Source organism: Gordonia sp. NB41Y (assembly GCF_030718915.1).
GTDB lineage: Bacteria > Actinomycetota > Actinomycetes > Mycobacteriales > Mycobacteriaceae > Gordonia > Gordonia desulfuricans.
Map to the genome: position 1 here is coordinate 2,006,971 of NZ_CP132196.1, position 17,154 is coordinate 2,024,124.

Annotated in this window: 14 protein-coding genes and 1 other annotated feature; of the genes, 5 read left to right on the forward strand and 9 right to left on the reverse strand. The window is 67.6% G+C overall.

The features are described 5' to 3' along the window. Nucleotides 1-6: 6 nt before the first annotated feature. Together Q9K23_RS08540 and Q9K23_RS08545 are read right to left on the reverse strand one after the other, a co-directional pair. Entirely contained in the window at nt 7-1,971 is a 1,965-nt protein-coding gene (locus Q9K23_RS08540; RefSeq protein ID WP_053776986.1) for a hypothetical protein, read from the reverse strand. A 198-nt stretch (nt 1,972-2,169) separates the two neighbouring features. Beyond that, nucleotides 2,170-3,777: a carboxylesterase/lipase family protein gene (locus tag Q9K23_RS08545; RefSeq protein WP_053776985.1), complete on the reverse strand. Its 1,608-nt coding sequence runs from the start codon at nt 3,775-3,777 to the stop codon at nt 2,170-2,172. A gap of 32 nt (nt 3,778-3,809) precedes the next feature. On the opposite strand from Q9K23_RS08545, the gene Q9K23_RS08550 reads away from it, so the two are divergent. Further along, the gene (locus Q9K23_RS08550; RefSeq protein WP_187343537.1) at nt 3,810-4,568 is read left to right on the forward strand and encodes a 5-oxoprolinase subunit PxpA; all 759 of its coding nucleotides are present in this window, start codon (nt 3,810-3,812) and stop codon (nt 4,566-4,568) included. A 27-nt stretch (nt 4,569-4,595) separates the two neighbouring features. Here the strand turns inward: Q9K23_RS08550 and rlmB are convergent, their stop codons facing one another. The 5 genes from rlmB to Q9K23_RS08575 are packed head-to-tail and all read right to left on the reverse strand — an operon-like array spanning nt 4,596 to nt 8,659. After that, nucleotides 4,596-5,549, reverse strand: a complete 954-nt coding sequence (gene rlmB, locus Q9K23_RS08555) for a 23S rRNA (guanosine(2251)-2'-O)-methyltransferase RlmB (protein WP_053776983.1) — start codon at nt 5,547-5,549, stop codon at nt 4,596-4,598. Nucleotide 5,550: 1 nt separating this feature from the next. Beyond that, nucleotides 5,551-6,945: a cysteine--tRNA ligase gene (gene cysS, locus Q9K23_RS08560; protein WP_053776982.1), complete on the reverse strand. Its 1,395-nt coding sequence runs from the start codon at nt 6,943-6,945 to the stop codon at nt 5,551-5,553. An 11-nt stretch (nt 6,946-6,956) separates the two neighbouring features. After that, the gene (ispF, locus tag Q9K23_RS08565; RefSeq protein ID WP_053776981.1) at nt 6,957-7,439 is read right to left on the reverse strand and encodes a 2-C-methyl-D-erythritol 2,4-cyclodiphosphate synthase; all 483 of its coding nucleotides are present in this window, start codon (nt 7,437-7,439) and stop codon (nt 6,957-6,959) included. Next, a complete protein-coding gene (gene ispD / locus Q9K23_RS08570; RefSeq protein ID WP_059035638.1) occupies nt 7,436-8,164 on the reverse strand; it encodes a 2-C-methyl-D-erythritol 4-phosphate cytidylyltransferase in 729 nt (242 codons plus the stop codon). Before ispD ends, ispF begins: the two co-directional genes overlap by 4 nt. Nucleotides 8,165-8,170: 6 nt before the next feature. Continuing rightward, entirely contained in the window at nt 8,171-8,659 is a 489-nt protein-coding gene (locus tag Q9K23_RS08575) for a CarD family transcriptional regulator (RefSeq protein WP_020792698.1), read from the reverse strand. A 366-nt stretch (nt 8,660-9,025) separates the two neighbouring features. On the opposite strand from Q9K23_RS08575, the gene Q9K23_RS08580 reads away from it, so the two are divergent. Together Q9K23_RS08580 and radA are read left to right on the forward strand one after the other, a co-directional pair. Further along, complete coding sequence (locus Q9K23_RS08580) at nt 9,026-9,742, forward strand: hypothetical protein (protein ID WP_261977838.1); 717 nt, start codon at nt 9,026-9,028, stop codon at nt 9,740-9,742. Between the two features lie 155 nt (nt 9,743-9,897). After that, nucleotides 9,898-11,283 (forward strand): DNA repair protein RadA, encoded by a 1,386-nt coding sequence (gene radA / locus Q9K23_RS08585; RefSeq protein WP_020792696.1) that lies wholly within the window; start codon nt 9,898-9,900, stop codon nt 11,281-11,283. A gap of 30 nt (nt 11,284-11,313) precedes the next feature. On the opposite strand, the gene Q9K23_RS08590 is transcribed toward radA, so the two are convergent. Further along, nucleotides 11,314-11,895 (reverse strand): PaaI family thioesterase, encoded by a 582-nt coding sequence (locus Q9K23_RS08590; RefSeq protein WP_053777008.1) that lies wholly within the window; start codon nt 11,893-11,895, stop codon nt 11,314-11,316. A gap of 93 nt (nt 11,896-11,988) precedes the next feature. Between Q9K23_RS08590 and disA the strand changes: the two genes are divergently transcribed. Both disA and Q9K23_RS08600 read left to right on the forward strand, forming a co-directional pair. Beyond that, entirely contained in the window at nt 11,989-13,101 is a 1,113-nt protein-coding gene (disA, locus tag Q9K23_RS08595; RefSeq protein ID WP_059035642.1) for a DNA integrity scanning diadenylate cyclase DisA, read from the forward strand. Nucleotides 13,102-13,338: 237 nt separating this feature from the next. Continuing rightward, nucleotides 13,339-14,727: an IS1380 family transposase gene (locus Q9K23_RS08600; RefSeq protein WP_305950473.1), complete on the forward strand. Its 1,389-nt coding sequence runs from the start codon at nt 13,339-13,341 to the stop codon at nt 14,725-14,727. A 994-nt stretch (nt 14,728-15,721) separates the two neighbouring features. Here the strand turns inward: Q9K23_RS08600 and Q9K23_RS08605 are convergent. Further along, a protein-coding gene (locus Q9K23_RS08605; protein WP_152972908.1) for an IS3 family transposase occupies nt 15,722-16,989 on the reverse strand; the annotation gives its coding sequence in 2 pieces (ribosomal slippage) (nt 15,722-16,716 and nt 16,716-16,989; 1,269 coding nt in all). Next, nucleotides 16,586-16,720: a sequence feature (AL1L pseudoknot), on the reverse strand. (Overlaps the previous gene by 135 nt.) Nucleotides 16,990-17,154: the final 165 nt, after the last annotated feature.

Sequence of the window (17,154 nt, forward strand, 5' to 3'; positions counted from 1 at the left end):
ACACCATCAACCGCGGGGAGTGGTTCGCCGGCGCAGGCGGACGAGAAGGATCACGACGGCTGCCACGATCATCGCTCCCACGATCACCCCGACCACCACCGCGGTCGCGGCGCCGATGCCGAACGACGAGTCGTCGGCGGGAACCGAGACCGCGCTCGCGGAATCGACGTACACCGGTTGCCGCCCGGACACCTGGATCACCGCGTCACCGTTGACGCCCTGCCATCTGTCCTCGGCGGACAGCCAGGTCAGCAGCCGGTCCAGATCGGCGGCATCGGCGGTGGAATTCGCGACGAGGACCGTCCGTCCCCCCTGCTGCGCGACCTGCACTGCGCCGTAACGGATCTGAGGGGTGAGGGTCACCCTCGAGGTCGATCCCGACGCCGACCGGACCGTGACCGTCGACCCGTCCGAACTCACCGGCAGCGGCAGGTCCGGCAGTCCCTCGCCGTCGGCGGCGATCAGGATCGCCGGGAGCTCCGACGACACCGCCTCCGACATCGGCACCACATCGATCCCCAACGGCACCGACGACAGGTGCGCGAGTCCGGCGACGAGGGCCACGCCGCGGGCGACATCGTCGACGTCCCCGTGGGTCCAGGCGAGCTGGACCCACGGCATCATCGACTGGGGTACGGAGTCGAATCCGGCCGGACTGGGCGGATCGGCGAGGGCGGTGGAGACCTCCCCGGCGGCGCTGAGGGACAGCGACGATCGGGTTCCGGTGCCGCACCCCTCCTGCACTCCACCGCGTTCGAGGGTCACCGTGACCTCGGTGTAGCGCTTCATCACGTCACCGGGGATGTCGACCCACGCGTTGAACGTTCCCGACGAATCGGTGGGAAGCGTGGCCAGGACGCGATTGCCGACGCGCACCGACAGCACCGTGCCGTCGCCGCCGGCGGGCGCATAGGAACCGATGAGTTGCACCCGCACATCCCGGGACGCCCGTCCCAGTCGGGTCTGGTCGATCCCGAACGCGATCGACGGCCACGACGACGAGATCACCTGCTGGTCGGCGACGCCGAGGTCGGACAGCCGCTGGACGTCCATCGCGACCTGCGGGGCGTCGTACAACGGTCCCGCCACCGCCGAGGAACTCATCGCGATGGAGGCGAGATTGCTGGTGAGCAACTGGGTCTGGACCTCGAGCTGATCCTCGGGACCACCGATCACCAGGTACGTACTGCCACCGGGCCCGGAGCGGAGGGTCAAGCCGGTGTCGGCGTCGGAGTCGATCACGATCTGACGTTGGAGGGGACCGGGGGCGGTGGCCGGACGCAGGTCCGATCGCGGCCGGCCGACGGCGTCGATGCCGGTGGTGGCGGTGCCGTAATGTGCTGTGACCGCGGCGGCGAGATCCACCGCGGCGGCACCCTCCGCCCCGTTGACGTCGTCGGGCACGATGATCGTCAGATTCCTGAGGACGGGGGGAAGGAACTCCGACACCGTCCGCGGGATCGATTCTCGACCGGTGAATGTCACCGTCGAATCGGTGATGCGAAATGCCGTATCCGGCGTGAATCGACAGATTCCGTCGACCGTCAAATACGTGCGCAACGTCAGGTCGGCAGCATTGTCTGTGACGCGGAGTCCGTCGAGGGGAATCACGATCGGCGCACTCGGCCGGGGGTCGATCTCGGTCCGAGAGACCAGTCGATCGCCCTGCATGACGTCGACCTGACCACCGGTCACGAACGCCGGGAGATTGGCCGTCCCACGCAACTCGGCGGGGGTCAGGTTCTGCGGCACCGGAATCGACAGGCTGACCTGACCCTGTTGGCCGAGGAACGTGACCGTGGGTGAGGAACCGATCTCCTCGAGACCGAGCGGCGGCGGCGGGTCACCCGGCGCGGCGGCGACCACCGCGGCAGGCCCGGCCCCCGCGGCCGCGACGAGGACGCAGACGAGTGCGGTGCGAACCGCTCGACGAATCCCCTGGCCGGGGGGAATGCACGGACGGAGGAGCATGAAGATCCCTTGCGGTCGAAGCGGGTGGACGTGTCAGCTAGAAACTTATGCGGTTTTCCAATACTCGTAAAACCGAGGCCACGAAGACGTAGCAAATCGTGACACTGTTCGTTTCGACAAATTCCGAATTCACCCGAGATTGACACACATCCGTGTCTCAATTCGACCGGCTAAAGACCGTGGTCAGGGCGCCCCCGATCAGCGTGCGGAGATCTCGCCGATACCTTCCGGGTGTTCGGGAGTGCCGGCGGCGGCGATCGGCGTCGGACGTCCGCGATGCCACGCCGCCCGGCGGGGCCCGTCGGGATCGGACTCGACACGCACGTCCCGGTCGATGACGAGCACCGACCGCGACACGTCGTCGTAGTCGGGCCAGTCCGGGCCGGGAACACCGTTGCGGGCGAATCCGCCCCACCGCGACTGCATCTGCTCGACGACACGACGGGTCGCCCGGAGGTCACCCACGGCGAGACCACCGAGCATCGGGGTTCGGTAGGCGTCGAAGACGGCGAACAGTTCGGTGGCGTGGGTGGCCCCCACCCCCACCGCGCCCAGGGCGCGGGTGAAGAAGTCGTAGCGGTAGACGTGGGTGGGTGCGACGTGACGGTGGGCGTCGGCGAAACCGGCGACCGGCGCCCAGAAGATCCCGTCGGCGGCCAGGCGGATGCGATCGGCGGCACCGCCGGAGTAGGCCTCGAGGATCTCGTCGCGGGCGGTGGCGTCCTCCACGCGCAGCAGGGTGCGCTCCGGGTCGGGCAGGATGTTCCAGAACTTCTCGAACAGCATCCCCTCGTCCCGGTTGGTGCCGACGATCAGCGGCACCTGGGCGGTGACCCCGGCGCGTGCGGCGTCGAGCGGTGCCTGGGGCAGTGACTCACCGCCGAACACCGGCCCGTAGGGGAACGGATCGATCGTCCCGGCGTGGCGGGCGAAGCCGAGCAGACGACGGCCGGCACGGTGCAGGTCACCGGTCGACGCCCCGTCGAGGAGTTCCCGTGCCCGGTCGGGGCCGAACGGTGCGGGCCGGTCGACGATCTCGGTGCTGCGCCGGGTGGGATCGGCGAGCAGGCGCAGGAACTCGTCGGCGAACAGTGCCGCGTTGTCCTTGGCGATCACGAGGTCGGCGACCGGACTCTCGGCGATGGCCCGGGCGAACAGGCCCCGCGCCGACGGTGTGGCCAGCAGCGTCAGCACCGCCGAGCCGCCGGCGCTCTCCCCGAAGACGGTCACGTTGTCGGGGTCGCCGCCGAATGCGGCGATGTTGCGCTGCACCCACTGCAGGGCCGCGACCATGTCCTTGAGTCCGGGGTTCTCGTCGAAGCGCCGGTCCGGACCCGAGTAGCCGCTGAAGTCGAGCATGCCGAACGGGCCGAACCGGTACTGGATGGTCACGACGATCAGGTCCTGCGCGCGGGCGAGGAAGGTGCCGTCGTAGATCGGTGTGGCCGCGGTGCCGAGGATGTAGGCGCCGCCGTGGATGAACACCATCACCGGTCGCGGGCGGGTGGAGGTCTGGTCCGGGGAGTACACGTTGAGGGTCAGGCAGTCCTCGCCGGTCGGCTGGAAGCGCCCCGGCCCGGTGGCCGTCACGAACTTCTCCTGGACCGCGGCGTCACCGAAGCCGGTGCACCACCGCACACCCGGCCACCGGGTGACCGGCTGCGGTGCGTCGAACCGGCCGCCGCCGACCGGCGGTGCCGCGAAGGGGATGCCCTTCCAGCTGATGGTGCCGCGGCGCAGGCGGCGGCCGCGGACGCCGCCGACGATGCCGTCGAGGGTGGTGACCTTGGGGTCGATCAGAGCCATGGAACCGAATCTACAATGCGGGTGTGTCGGGAATTACTCACTCCGCGGTGACCGTCGACCTCAACGCCGATCTCGGCGAGGGCGTCGGCGACGACGAGGCCATGCTCGGGATCGTCACCAGCGCCAACGTGGCCTGCGGTTTCCATGCGGGTACCCCGGCCGAACTGCTCGCCACCTGTCGAGCCGCCGCGGCGGCCGGGGTGCGGGTGGGAGCGCAGGTGTCCTACCCCGACCGGCAGGGATTCGGACGGCGGTTCATGGACATCGCACCCGCCGAGCTGACCGCCGACATCCTGTATCAGATCGGCGCCCTGCAGGCCATCGCGAAATCGGTCGGGACATCGGTGACATATGTGAAACCGCATGGGGCGCTCTACAATTCGATCGTCCATCATGAGCGCCAGGCCGATGCGGTGATCCGCGCACTGCTCGAGCTGGGCGGCACGCTGCCGCTGATGGGACTGGCCGGGTCGCCGGTGCTGCACCGCGCCGGCGATGCCGGGCTGCCGGTGATCGCCGAGGCCTTCGCCGACCGCGCCTACACCCCGGAGGGCACCCTGGTGCCGCGCACCGAAGCCGGTGCGGTGCTCACCGACAGCGCCACCATCGCCCGGCGCGTGGTCGACCTGGTGACCAGTGGTTCGCTGACCAGCATCGACGGCAGCGACCTGCGGATCGAGGCGGAGTCGGTGTGCCTGCACGGCGACACCCCCGGTGCCGTCCGACACGCACGCGAGGTGCGCGAGGCACTACGCCGCGCCGGGGTGTCGGTGGCGTCCGCGCCGAGGTGAGTGCGGCACCTGCCACACCCGCGGTACCTACTGCAGCCGACGCTGCCGGGCGAACTCCGCGAGCACCACACCGGCGGCGACCGAGGCGTTGAGGCTCTCGACGTCACCGGCCATCGGGATGGACAGGATCGAGTCGCAGGTCTCACGGACCAGCCGGGACAGACCCTTGCCCTCGGAGCCGACGACGATGACGACCGGTCCGGTGCCGTCGTACTCGTCGAGGGTCACATCGGCCTCGGCGTCGAGACCGACCAGCTGCGCGCCGGTGGCGGCCCAGTCCTTCAGCGTGCGGGTGAGGTTCGGGGCCTGGGCGACGGGCAGGCGGGCGGCGGCACCGGCACTGGTGCGCCAGGCGACAGCGGTGACACTCGCACTACGACGCTGCGGGATCAGCACCCCGTGGCCGCCGAATGCGGCGACGGAGCGGATCACCGCGCCGAGATTGCGGGGGTCGGTGATGTTGTCGAGGGCGACGAGCAGCGGACGGGTGCCGCTGGCGAGGGCATCACGCATCATGTCCTCGGGGTGCATGTAGCGGTATTCGGGCACCTGCAGTGCGACACCCTGATGCATCCCGTTGGTCGACAACCGGTCCAGCTCGCCCTTGCCGACCTCGAGGATGGAGATCCCCTTGTCGCCGGCCATCTTCACGGCCTCGCTGACCCGCTCGTCGGGTTCGCTGCCGGTCGCGATGTAGAGCGCGGTGGCCGGGACGTCGGCCCGCAGGCACTCCACCACCGGGTTGCGGCCGAGCACATACTCGGGGCCGTCGTCCTTGGGTCGCGACTTGGGCCGTCCGGCAGCGGTTTTCGCCGCGGCCTTGGCCTTCTTGTGCGCGGCGTGGTACGGGCGGTCGACGGCCTTCGGGGTGGCCCCGCGACCTTCGAGTCCGCGGCGGCGCTGACCGCCGGAACCGACGACCTGCCCCTTCTTGCTACCCGACTTGCGGATGGCGCCCTTACGTTTCGAATTGCCGGCCATCTTATTCCTGCCCCTTCAGGTTCCACTGTGCCCCATCGGGGGTGTCGGTGACCTCGATGCCGGCCTCGGCCAGCCGGTCGCGCACCGCATCGGCGGTGCCCCAGTCCTTCTCGGCGCGCGCGGTGGCCCGGCGGACCAGTTCCGCACGCACCAGCACGTCGAGCGCCGACAGCGCCGCGGAATCGTCTCCGCCCGCGGTCAGCCAGTGGTCGTCGAGCGGGTCCACGCCGAGCACGCCCATCATCGCGCGCACCGACGACGCCGCGCCTGCCGCACCTGCCGCGTCACCGCCCTCGAGTGCCGTGTTGCCGGCGCGGACGGTGTTGTGGATCGCGGCGAGCGCTGCGGGCACACCCAGATCATCATCCAGCGCGGCGGCGAATTCGTCTGTGACGGTGCCGATCTCGACGGCACCGATCCTCGAGTTCACCCGCTCGACAAAGGACTCGATGCGGCGGTAGCCCGCGGCCGCCTCGGTGAGCGCACCGTCGGAGTACTCCAGCATCGACCGGTAGTGGGCGCTACCCAGGTAGTAGCGCAGTTCCACCGGACGCATCCGTTCGAGCATCGCCGGGATCGACACGACGTTGCCCAGCGACTTGCTCATCTTCTCGCCGCTCATGGTGACCCAGCCGTTGTGCAGCCAGTACCTGGCGAAGGCGTCGCCGGCGCCGTGACTCTGGGCGATCTCGTTCTCGTGATGCGGGAAGATCAGATCCATTCCACCGCAATGGATGTCGAACTGGCTGCCGAGCAGGGAGGTGGCCATCGCCGAGCATTCCAGATGCCAGCCGGGGCGGCCACGACCCCACGGGGTGGGCCAGGACGGCTCGCCGGGCTTGGCCGCCTTCCACAGGGTGAAGTCGCGCGGATCCCGCTTGCCGGTCCCGGCGCTCTCGCCCTGGTGCACGTCGTCGAGCCGGTGCCCCGAGAGGGCACCGTAGTCCGGCAGGGACCGCACGTCGAAGTACACGTTGCCGTCGGCGGCATAGGCGTGACCGCGGTCGATCAGCCGGGTCATGTAGTCGGTCATCTGGGTGACGAAGCCGGTGGCGCGCGGTTCGGCCGACGGCGGCAGCACACCGAGCGAGTCGTAGGCGGAGGTGAACTCACGCTCGTGGGTGGCGGCCCACTCCCACCAGGGACGTCCGGCCTCGGCCGCCTTGCGCAGGATCTTGTCGTCGATGTCGGTGACGTTGCGGACGAACAGCACGTCGTGACCGCGATGGGCCAGCCAGCGGCGCAGGATGTCGAAGGCGATTCCGCTGCGCACGTGCCCGATGTGGGGAACACCCTGAACGGTTGCGCCACAGAGGTAGATCGACGCGCGCCCCTCGACTAGCGGTACGAAGTCTCGTACCTCCCGGGTGGCGGTGTCATACAGGCGCAGGGTCACGACGTGCCATTCTACCGGGCCGGTGCGTCGCGTCTGTCCCCGACCAGCGCAGTTGCCACCGCGGCGATTCCTTCGCCCCGTCCGGTCATGCCGAGGCCGTCGGTCGTGGTCGCCGACACCGACACCGGGGCACCCAATGCCGCCGACAGCACCTGCTGCGCCTCGTCGCGTCGGGGGCCGATCTTGGGCCGGTTGCCGATCACCTGCACCGCGCCGTTGATCACCTCGAGCCCGGCGTCGGCGACCAGACCGGCCACGTGGGTCAGCATGCGCGCCCCGGAGACGCCGTCCCACTCGGGACGGCCGGTGCCGAACACCGAGCCGACGTCACCGAGTCCGGCGGCCGAGAGCACCGCGTCACACAGCGCGTGCGCGCCGACGTCGCCATCGGAATGGCCGGCGCACCCGGGCGTGTCGGGGAAGTGCAGGCCGACCATCCAGCAGTCGACGGTCTCGTCGACGGCGTGGGCGTCGGTGCCGATCCCGACTCTCATCGAGTCACTCCTTCATGGATGGGGTGATCACCCTCGGCGACGACGTCGCGGGCGATGCGCAGGTCCCAGGGCGTGGTGATCTTGAAGGCCAGCGGGTCACCGGGCACCACGTGCACCGGGACACCGACCCGCTCGGCGAGGCCGGCGTCGTCGGTGGCCAGACCGGAGTCGTCGGCGTGCGCCAGCGCGAGGGCCTCCCGGGTGAACCCCTGCGGGGTCTGGATCGCCCGCAGGCTCTCGCGGTCGACGGTCCGGGTGACCAGTTCACAGTCACCGGAACCGTCGGATGCGACGACGACCTGTTTGAGGGTGTCGGCCACCGGGAGTCCGGGGACCACGGCCCGGTGGCCGGACCGGACGGCGTCGACGACGCGCTCGAACACCGCGACCGGGGTGAAGGGGCGGGCCGCGTCGTGCACCAGGACGATGTCGCGGTGGGCGGCGGCGCCGAGGCCGGCGCGCACCGAGTCGGAACGATGCGCACCACCGGCCACCACGACCACATGGTCGGGAAGCTGTGTACGGGCGGCGTCGACCAGATCGGCCGGAACCACCACGACGACGTCGGCGTCGAGGGTTGCCAGACCGTCGACGCAGCGTTGCAGGACGGTGCGCCCGCCGAGATCGACGAAGGCCTTCGGGACGGGCTCACCGAGACGGACGCCGGAGCCTGCCGCCGGGATGACGATGCAGACTCCGGCGTCCGACGCGGAGGAATATGTCACGCGGATCTACGACGCGGCGGCCAGGACCTCGTCGAGGATGCTGGATGCCTTCTCGTCGTCGGTGTTCTGGGCGAGCGACAACTCGTCGACCAGCACACGACGGGCGCGGGTCAGCATGCGCTTCTCCCCGGCCGACAGACCACGGTCCTGCTCACGACGCCACAGGTCACGCACGATCTCGGCGACCTTGATGATGTCACCGGAGATCAGCTTCTCCTGGTTGGCCTTGAAACGACGCGCCCAGTTGGTGGGCTCCTCGGTGTGGGGTGCACGCAGGACCTGGAAGACCTGATCGAGGCCCTCCTCGCCGACGACATCACGAACGCCGACGTACTCGAGCTTGGTTGACGGGATCTGGACGGTCATGTCGCCGTCGGCGACCTTCAGGACCAGGTATTCGATCTGCTCACCCTTGATGGTTCGGGTAACGATGTCTTCGACCCGAGCAGCACCGTGATGGGGATAGACAACGGTGTCGCCGACTTTGAAATTCAATGTTCCGTGCCCCTTTCGAGTAAGCCCAGTCTAACACGGACGCCTGACAGGGCCCACACAACGGTGCAGGTCACGGCCCTGAACAGGGTTCGGACCCCCTGTTCGGGCAGGTCCTACCGCGCGCGGTAGCAGCGGGTGGGACAGCATGCAATACCCCGATTCACCCGGCGTCGACGCGGCCCGCCGGGGGTGCGCCGACGTCCCGCACGGACCCCCGCACGACACCAATCTGGTACCCCGCCGGGATTTTGTGACCCCGGCCCACTACGCTCCGTAGTGCAGGGTTTCGCCATAGTGCGATGTTCGCGATCGATTACCTGGGAGGAACGGGTGTCCGTGCCAACTCGACCTGGACAGCTTCGGCTGGTGCCATCTTCGACCAAGCGACGGTTGGCGTCGGCGACTGCCTTCGCCGCGATCGGCGTCGCGGTCGCACTGGGAACCACCGGCTGTGGTGCCGGGCAGATCTCCCAGACGGCCAATCAGCTACCGGCCGTCAACGGCGGCAACGCCACCGCGACATGGGGTCAGGTGGAGATCCGCAACGCGCAGGTCCTCTACCCGTCGGAGAACGCCGACGAGGTCTTCGGCAACGGCGGGCCGTTCGAGCTCACCTTCGTGGTGGCCAACAGCAGCCAGACCACGACCTACAAGCTCACCAAGGTCACCGTCGCGCAGGGCGGTCAGGGCACCGTCACCCTGAGCGGTACGCCCACCGTCGAGCCGCTCCAGGCGATCCGTGCCGGGACCCCGGCCAACTCGGTGATCTACCCGTCGAGCACCACCGTCTCGGCCACCTCGACCCCGGCGAGCGCCTCGGAGTCGGCTTCGCCGACCTCCGGTGTCGTCAGCGATCCCGCCCTCGGCGAGTCGGCGATCACCGCCGAGCTCACCGACACCGGCAAGACCGTCGCCGCCGGCCTGACCACCACCCTCACCTTCAGCTTCCAGAAGCAGGAGAACGGGCAGTGGGTCGACGCCGGAACCATCGACGTGCAGACCCCGGTCGACGGCACCCCGCTGGTCGAGCGCCGTGACGTCACCCGCGGTGGCGATCCGGAAAGCGAAGGCGGACACCACTAGTCCCGCCACACAGCATCACCGAGAGCGGTTGTCCCACACGGGGCAGCCGCTCTCGGCGTCTGTGGGTGTCCCCGCCGGTGGGCACCGTGGCCGGGGGTGCGGTCCCGGCGAGTGCGCTCCCCGGATTGTCGGGGGCGGTCACTAGGCTGGCCCGCATGGCCAAACCCAAGTCGTCGTTCCGGTGCAGCGCCTGTGGACATCAGGTCCCCAAGTGGGTCGGACGCTGCCCGGACTGCGGTGAGTGGGGCACCTTCGACGAGGTCACCACGGTCCGGTCGGCGTCGGGCGCCACCACCACCGTCGCCCCGTCGAGTCCGGCGATGCCGATCACCGAGATCACCTCCGAGTCCACCAAGGCCATCCCCACCGGGATCGGCGAGTTCGACCGTGTCCTGGGTCGCGGGGTGGTGCCCGGATCGGTGATCCTGCTCGCCGGTGAGCCCGGCGTCGGCAAGTCGACGCTGCTGCTCGAGACGGTCAAGCACTGGGCCGCCGGCGGGCGGCGTGCGCTGTACGTCACCGGCGAGGAGTCGGCCGGGCAGGTGCGGATGCGCGCCGAACGCACCGACGCCGTGCACCAGAACGTCTACCTCGCCGCCGAGTCCGATCTGGCGACCATCCTCGGGCATGTCGACGCGGTGGCCCCCACCCTGATGATCGTCGACTCCGTGCAGACCGTCGTGGCATCGGGCACCGACGGCGTGACCGGAGGTGTCACCCAGATCCGGGCGGTCACCACGGCGCTGGTGTCGCTGGCGAAGAACCGTGGGATCGCGGTGATCCTGGTGGGTCACGTCACCAAGGACGGTGCGGTCGCCGGGCCGCGGTCCCTCGAGCATCTCGTCGACGTGGTGCTGTCCTTCGAGGGCGACCGCCACTCGTCGCTGCGGATGGTGCGCGGGATCAAGAACCGGTTCGGTGCGGCCGACGAGGTGGGATGTTTCGAGCAGCGCGACGACGGTATCCACCAGGTGACCGATCCGTCGGGGATCTTCATGCACCATCACACCACGGATGTGAGCGGCTCGGCGACGCTGATCACGATGGACGGCAAGCGCGCGCTGGCCGGTGAGATCCAGGCACTGACCACGCCGTCGACGATGGCCACGCCGCGGCGCGCGGTGTCGGGGCTGGACTCACCACGGGTGGCGATGATCCTGGCGGTGCTGCAGAGCCGGCTCGACGTCAAGGTGCACGAGCGCGAGGTGTACGTGGCCACGGTCGGTGGCATGAAGGTCACCGAACCGGCCGGCGACCTCGCGATCGCGTTGTCGGTGTGTTCGGCGATGCGCAACTCCCCCATCCCGCGCACCACGGCCGTCGTCGGCGAGGTGGGTCTCGCCGGGGAGGTACGCCGGGTGTCGGCGGTGGCGCGTCGCGTCGCCGAGGCCAAGCGTCTCGGTTTCCACCACGTGGTGATCCCGGCCGGTACCGACGAACCGCTGCCCAAGGGGATCAAGGTGACCCGCGTCAGCAATCTGATGGAGGCGGTGGACGCCGCGTTCAAGAGCGTCTTCACGGTGGTCGACGCACCGTTCTGATCGGCCGGTCACGGGGACCGGTCTGGCCGCCTACGGTCGGGACAGTCGCGCCTTGTGCTCGTCGCCGATCGCCGAGTTCTCCACGTGGTCGGCGAAGTGGGCCTTCGCGTCGACGGTGACGAAGATGGAATGCCCCACCGCGACGAGTGCGTCCGGGTCACCCAGATGTGCCGATGCCTCGACGTACAGTTTGCGTCGCTGCCGTCCGAGGAGTCTGGCCCGCAGATGCAGCGTCGTTCCGACCGTGATGGGTGCGATGAAGTCGGTCTCGAGGTGCACGGTGACCGCGGACGGGCCGACCAGCAGCGGGGCGACGCTCATCACCTCGTCGAATGCGGTGGACAGCACGCCGCCGTGGATCACACCGGGACCGCCCTCCATCCATTGTTCGACGGGCATCACGGTCTCGACGGCGAACTCGTCGTCGGTCGCGGCCCGCACCACCAGGTGAAGTCCGCGGGGTGCGGCCTCGCCGCAGCCCAGGCAGGCGGGGCTGTGCATCCGGATGGGTTGCCCCGGTCCGGCGGCCTTGGGATGGCGCTGCAGCGGGTCGAGATCGTCGGGCACGACGAAGCTGGTCTTCACGCACCGATACCCTAGTCCCCGAACCATCGTCTCCGGGCCATCCGGGAACCCCACGGATGGTCGCCGGTCATCGATCGGGAAGCAGCGCAGGTCGGCGGCCACCGCCGGAGAGGAGTCCCCATGGTCGACGGAGCCAGATCCGACCAGTACGGGTGGACCGAGAGCCGTTCGGATCTGCTCAAGGAGACCCTCGCCCGCGTCGCGCCCGGCACCGGATTGCGCGACGGACTCGAACGCATCCTGCGTGGCGGCACCGGTGCGCTGATCGTGCTCGGACACGACTCCGACGTCGAGAAGATCTGCGACGGCGGTTTCCACCTCGACGTCGAGTTCGCCCCCACCCGGCTGCGTGAGCTGGCGAAGATGGACGGCGCGGTGGTGCTGTCCACCGACGGCAAGCGCATCGTTCGAGCGAACGTGCAACTGGTGCCCGACCCGTCGATCCCCACCGAGGAGTCCGGCACCCGGCACCGTGCGGCCGAGCGCACCGCCATCCAGACCCAGCATCCGGTGATCTCGGTGAGCGCGTCGATGTCGATCGTCAGCGTCTACGTCGACGGTGTCCGCCGAGTGGTGGAGAGTCCGGACCCCATCCTGTCCCGCGCCAACGTCGCCTTGTCGACCCTGGAGCGGTACAAGGCCCGTCTCGACGAGGTGATCGGTGCGCTCGGTCGCGCCGAGATCGAGGACTATGTGCTGCTCCGCGACGCGATGTCGGCGGCCCAGCGGATGGAGATGGTGCGCCGCGTCGGCGTCGAGATCGAGGAGTACGTCCTCGAACTTGGGGTCAACGGCCGCCAGGTGAGCCTGCAGCTCGAGGAGCTGATCTCCGAGAACGACGCGGTCCGTGAGCTTCTCGTCCGCGACTACTACGCCAGCCCCGAGCCGGCGACCACCGAAGAGGTCCATCACACCCTCGAGACCATCGAGCAGCTCAGCGACGCCGATCTGCTCGACCTCACCCTGCTGGCCGGCGCTTTCGGGTATCCGACGACCATCGAGGCGCAGGACACGGCGATGAGCCCGCGTGGTTACCGGATGCTCGCCCGCATCTCGCGGCTGCAGTTCGCCCACGTCGACCGCCTGGTCCGCAGCTTCGGCACCCTCCAGTCACTGCTCGCCAGTTCGTCCGCCGACCTGCAGGCCGTCGAGGGCATCGGCAGCATCTGGGCCCGCCATATCCGCGAGGGACTGTCCCGCTTGGCCGAATCCAGCATCGAGCGCTACGACTAGAATCGGCCCACAACGACTCCTCGCTCGATCATCAACGGGCTGTTGATGGTTGAGCCGACAGTACCCCGGCCCCGACTCAATCGACCGCTGGCCGTGGGCGGTTGAGCCTGAATCCACCGATCCAGATGGAAAAACCTGGGCCCGAAACGGCGTGGGAAACACGAAATGCCCTGTCCGAGTGTGAGAATCAGACTTGTCGAAGGTTCGACCCACACACAAAGAAAGGGCATCTCGCAGATGCGATCCTGCCACACCTTGCCGGTAAAGTCAGCATCATTCGATGACCACAACCTGATCGGGCCGGCCGGGGTGGTACCGGTGATGCGTCTGGCCCAAACGTGTGGCCTGCAAGAACTCGGCGATCAATGGTTGACCATCCCCACCGATACCGGCGCCAACGCCGGCCGGAAACTCTCAGCAATCGTGATGGGCATGGTGATGGGCGCCGACACCATCGACGGATTGTCGATCATCGGCCACGGCGGGATGGGCACGATCTACGGCCACACCCACGCCCCGTCCACCCTGGGCACGTTTCTGCGGGCTTCCACCCGCGGCACGGTCGCCCAGTACGAGGCGATCGCCACCCGCCTGTTGGCCGGCCTGATCGAACACACCCACCTCCTCAACCCTGCAGGTGAACGGGTACTGGTCGATCTCGACGACACCATCAACCAGTGTTACGGCCACCAGAAACAAGGCGCGAAATACGGCTACAGCGGGGTCCGTGGGATCAACGCCCTCATGGTGACGGCCACCACCGCCGATCGGGCCCCGATCATCCTCGGTCACCGCCTGCGGGGCGGGTCGTGTAACTCGGTGCGCGGAGCCGCCGACCTGTTGACCCGATCGTTGAACACCCTGCGTCGGGCGTGGCCGGCCGGACGAGAGGTGCCGGTGTTGGTTCGGGGTGATTCCGCGTTCTACTCCCACGACCTGGTCGCCGCAGCCCACCGGGCCGGGGCACAGGTGTCGTTGACGGTGCGGTTGTACAGCAACGTGACCACCGCGATCTCCACGATCGATGACTCGGCATGGACCACGATCACCCTGGCCAACCCCACCCAGGTTGGTACAGACGGGCAGCTGGTGCGTACCGCCGAGGTGGCCGAGGTTCCCTTCGACGGGTTCGTCGGTAAACCGTCCACACCGGTCAAACCCGGGCGTACCCGGGCCCCGATTCCGGGTCGGTTGATCGTGCGGCGGGTCCTGGCCCTCAATCCTGATGGTGACTCGTTGTTCGATGTGTATCGTCACCATGCGTTCTTCACCACCGACATGACCACCGACAAAGTCGTCGCTGATCGTGTGCACCGTCATCACGCGATCATCGAGCAGGTCCATGCCGATCTGAAGGCCTCGGCGATGGCCCACATGCCCTCGGGGAAGTTCTCTGCCAACGCCGCGTGGTTGGCGTGTGCGGTGATGGCGTTCAACCTCACCCGGGCAGCGGCCACCGTGGCCGGTGGATCATTGATGCGTGCGACCACGACCACGATCCGGCGTGCGTTGATCGGGGTACCGGCGCGGACTTCGTCGTCGGCACGTCGTTTGTCGTTACATCTACCGGCTGGGTGGCCCTGGGAAGTGGAGTGGAATCGGTTGTATGCCAGTACTGTTCATTGAAATCCTGGTGTTTGACCTGACCATTCGGCCGTGTGTGGCCCTGATCTGAAACCTGGTGAAACAGGCCGACGTTGGAGATCGGCGGTACACACACGTCTTTATCGGGTTGGTATCGGGGTCAAGGGCTCCAACATCATTCATCCGACCGTTGAAACCCGATCGGTGGATTCAGGTTGAGCCGATGAGGAGCGAAGCGACAAGTCGTGTCGAAACCTCAGACGGCCGACGTCGCCAACGCGACCACCACCGACGTGGTCACCACCCAACCCACGCTGCGGAGATTTCGACACGGGTCCTCGCTACGCTCGGTCCCGGCTCAATCATCGTGGAAGGCACGGCTCAATCATGGAAGAGTGCTCATCTCAATCAGCAACGCCCCATTGATGGTTGAGCCGACGAGGAGCGAAGCGACGAGACGTGTCGAAACCTCCGACAGCCGACGTCACCAACCCGACCACCACCGACGTGGTCACCACCCAACCCACGCTACGGAGATTCCGACACGGGTCCTCGCTACGCTCGGTCCCGGCTCAATCATCGTAGAAGGCGCTGCTCAATCAGCCACGCCCCGTTGGTAGTTGAGCCGACGAGGAGCGAAGCGACGAGACGTGTCGAAACCTCAGACAGCCGACGTCGCCAACGCGACCACCACCGACGTGGTCACCACCCAACCCACGCTGCGGAGATTTCGACACGGGTCCTCGCTACGCTCGGTCCCGGCTCAATCATCGTGGAAGGCACGGCTCAATCATGGAAGAGTGCTCATCTCAATCAGCAACGCCCCATTGATGGTTGAGCCGACGAGGAGCGAAGCGACGAGACGTGTCGAAACCTCCGACAGCCGACGTCACCAACCCGACCACCACCGACGTGGTCACCACCCAACCCACGCTACGGAGATTCCGACACGGGTCCTCGCTACGCTCGGTCCCGGCTCAATCATCGTAGAAGGCGCTGTGAAGCACCCCAGGTTTCGTGCCACCTCGTTGGTGGGCTACCTGCTGGTAGTGACCCCAGCATAGTAGGCAGCCTCGTACTCGTTGGGCGGGACCAAGCCGATCGACCCGTGCAGCCGAGTCGAGTTGAACCAGTCGACGTAACCCAGGGTCGCGTATTCGACGTCCGAGAGGTCCTTGTAGGGCCCAGCGTGGAACACCGTGGTCTGGATGCACTCGGTCTTGTACAGGCCGTTCGTCGACTCGATCAGCGCATTGTCGTAGGCGTCGCCCACCGATCCGATCGACGCGGTGATCGATTCCAGATCAAGCGTGCCCGTCAGGGCCGACGACGTATATTGCGAACCCGCATCACTGTGATGGATCAACTCGCCCGCCACCACCGGCCGACCTTCCCGCTCCCGCTCCGAGAGCGCCATCCGAAGCGGAATCATCACCAGCTCAACCGTTTTCGACGTAGACGCATGCCACGCCACGATCTTGCGGGAATACACATCGAGGATCAACGCGACATACACCCAACCCCGCCAGGTCCGCACATAGGTGAAATCGGTGACCCACACCCGGTTCGGGGCCGGCGCGGTGAACTCCCGGTTCAACAAGTCACCAGCCCGTTTCCCACCCGCTGCAGGGATCGTCGTCCGAATCTTCGTACAACGACGAATACCGTTGAGTTCCAACACCTTCATCGCCCGATCAACCGATCCGACAGACACCCCCGGCAGGCACGTCCGGTGCAGCAGAGCACGCATCTTCTCACGCCCGTACAGCCCTTCGGGCGTCAGCCGACGCCGCCCACGATCATCGGTCCGCCAAGCGATATCACGAATCCTGTCCACCGTCACCGCATCGGAATGGGTGCGTCCGGCAGGCCGACGCGACCGCCAGGCCCGATAGGTGCGTGCGGCGATCTGACAGCCCTGCTCAGACAGGACTCGGCAGATCGACTCGACCGCAACACCTTTGGTACGCATCTCATCAATGAAGCTGATGATCATCGATTGCGGGGGTCGAGTTCCCCCACGAAGAAAGACGTCGCCGCTTTCAACACCTCGACGTCCTCACGCAACCGCTTGTTCTCGGCCTTCAAACGCTTCAGCTCGGCGAGCTCGGTACTGCTGGCCCCGGGCCTCCGGCCCCCATCGACCTCGGCCTGCACCGCCCACCGGCGCACCGTCTCTTTACTCACTCCGAGTTTCTTCGCGATCGCTGCAGCTGCTGCCGTCGTCGACGAGTACTCCCCGCCATGCTCGGCCAACATCCGTAACGCACGAGCCTTGACCTCGGGATCAATGTTCTTCGGCATGTGCTCATCCTTCCTGACTCAAAAGGAAGCGGCACGAAACCCCGGGGGATTCACTGCTCAATCAGCCACGCTCCGTTGATGGTTGAGCCGACGAGGAGCGAAGCGACAAGTCGTGTCGAAACCTCCACCGGCCGAACTCGCCAACCCAACCAACGGAGGTCCCGA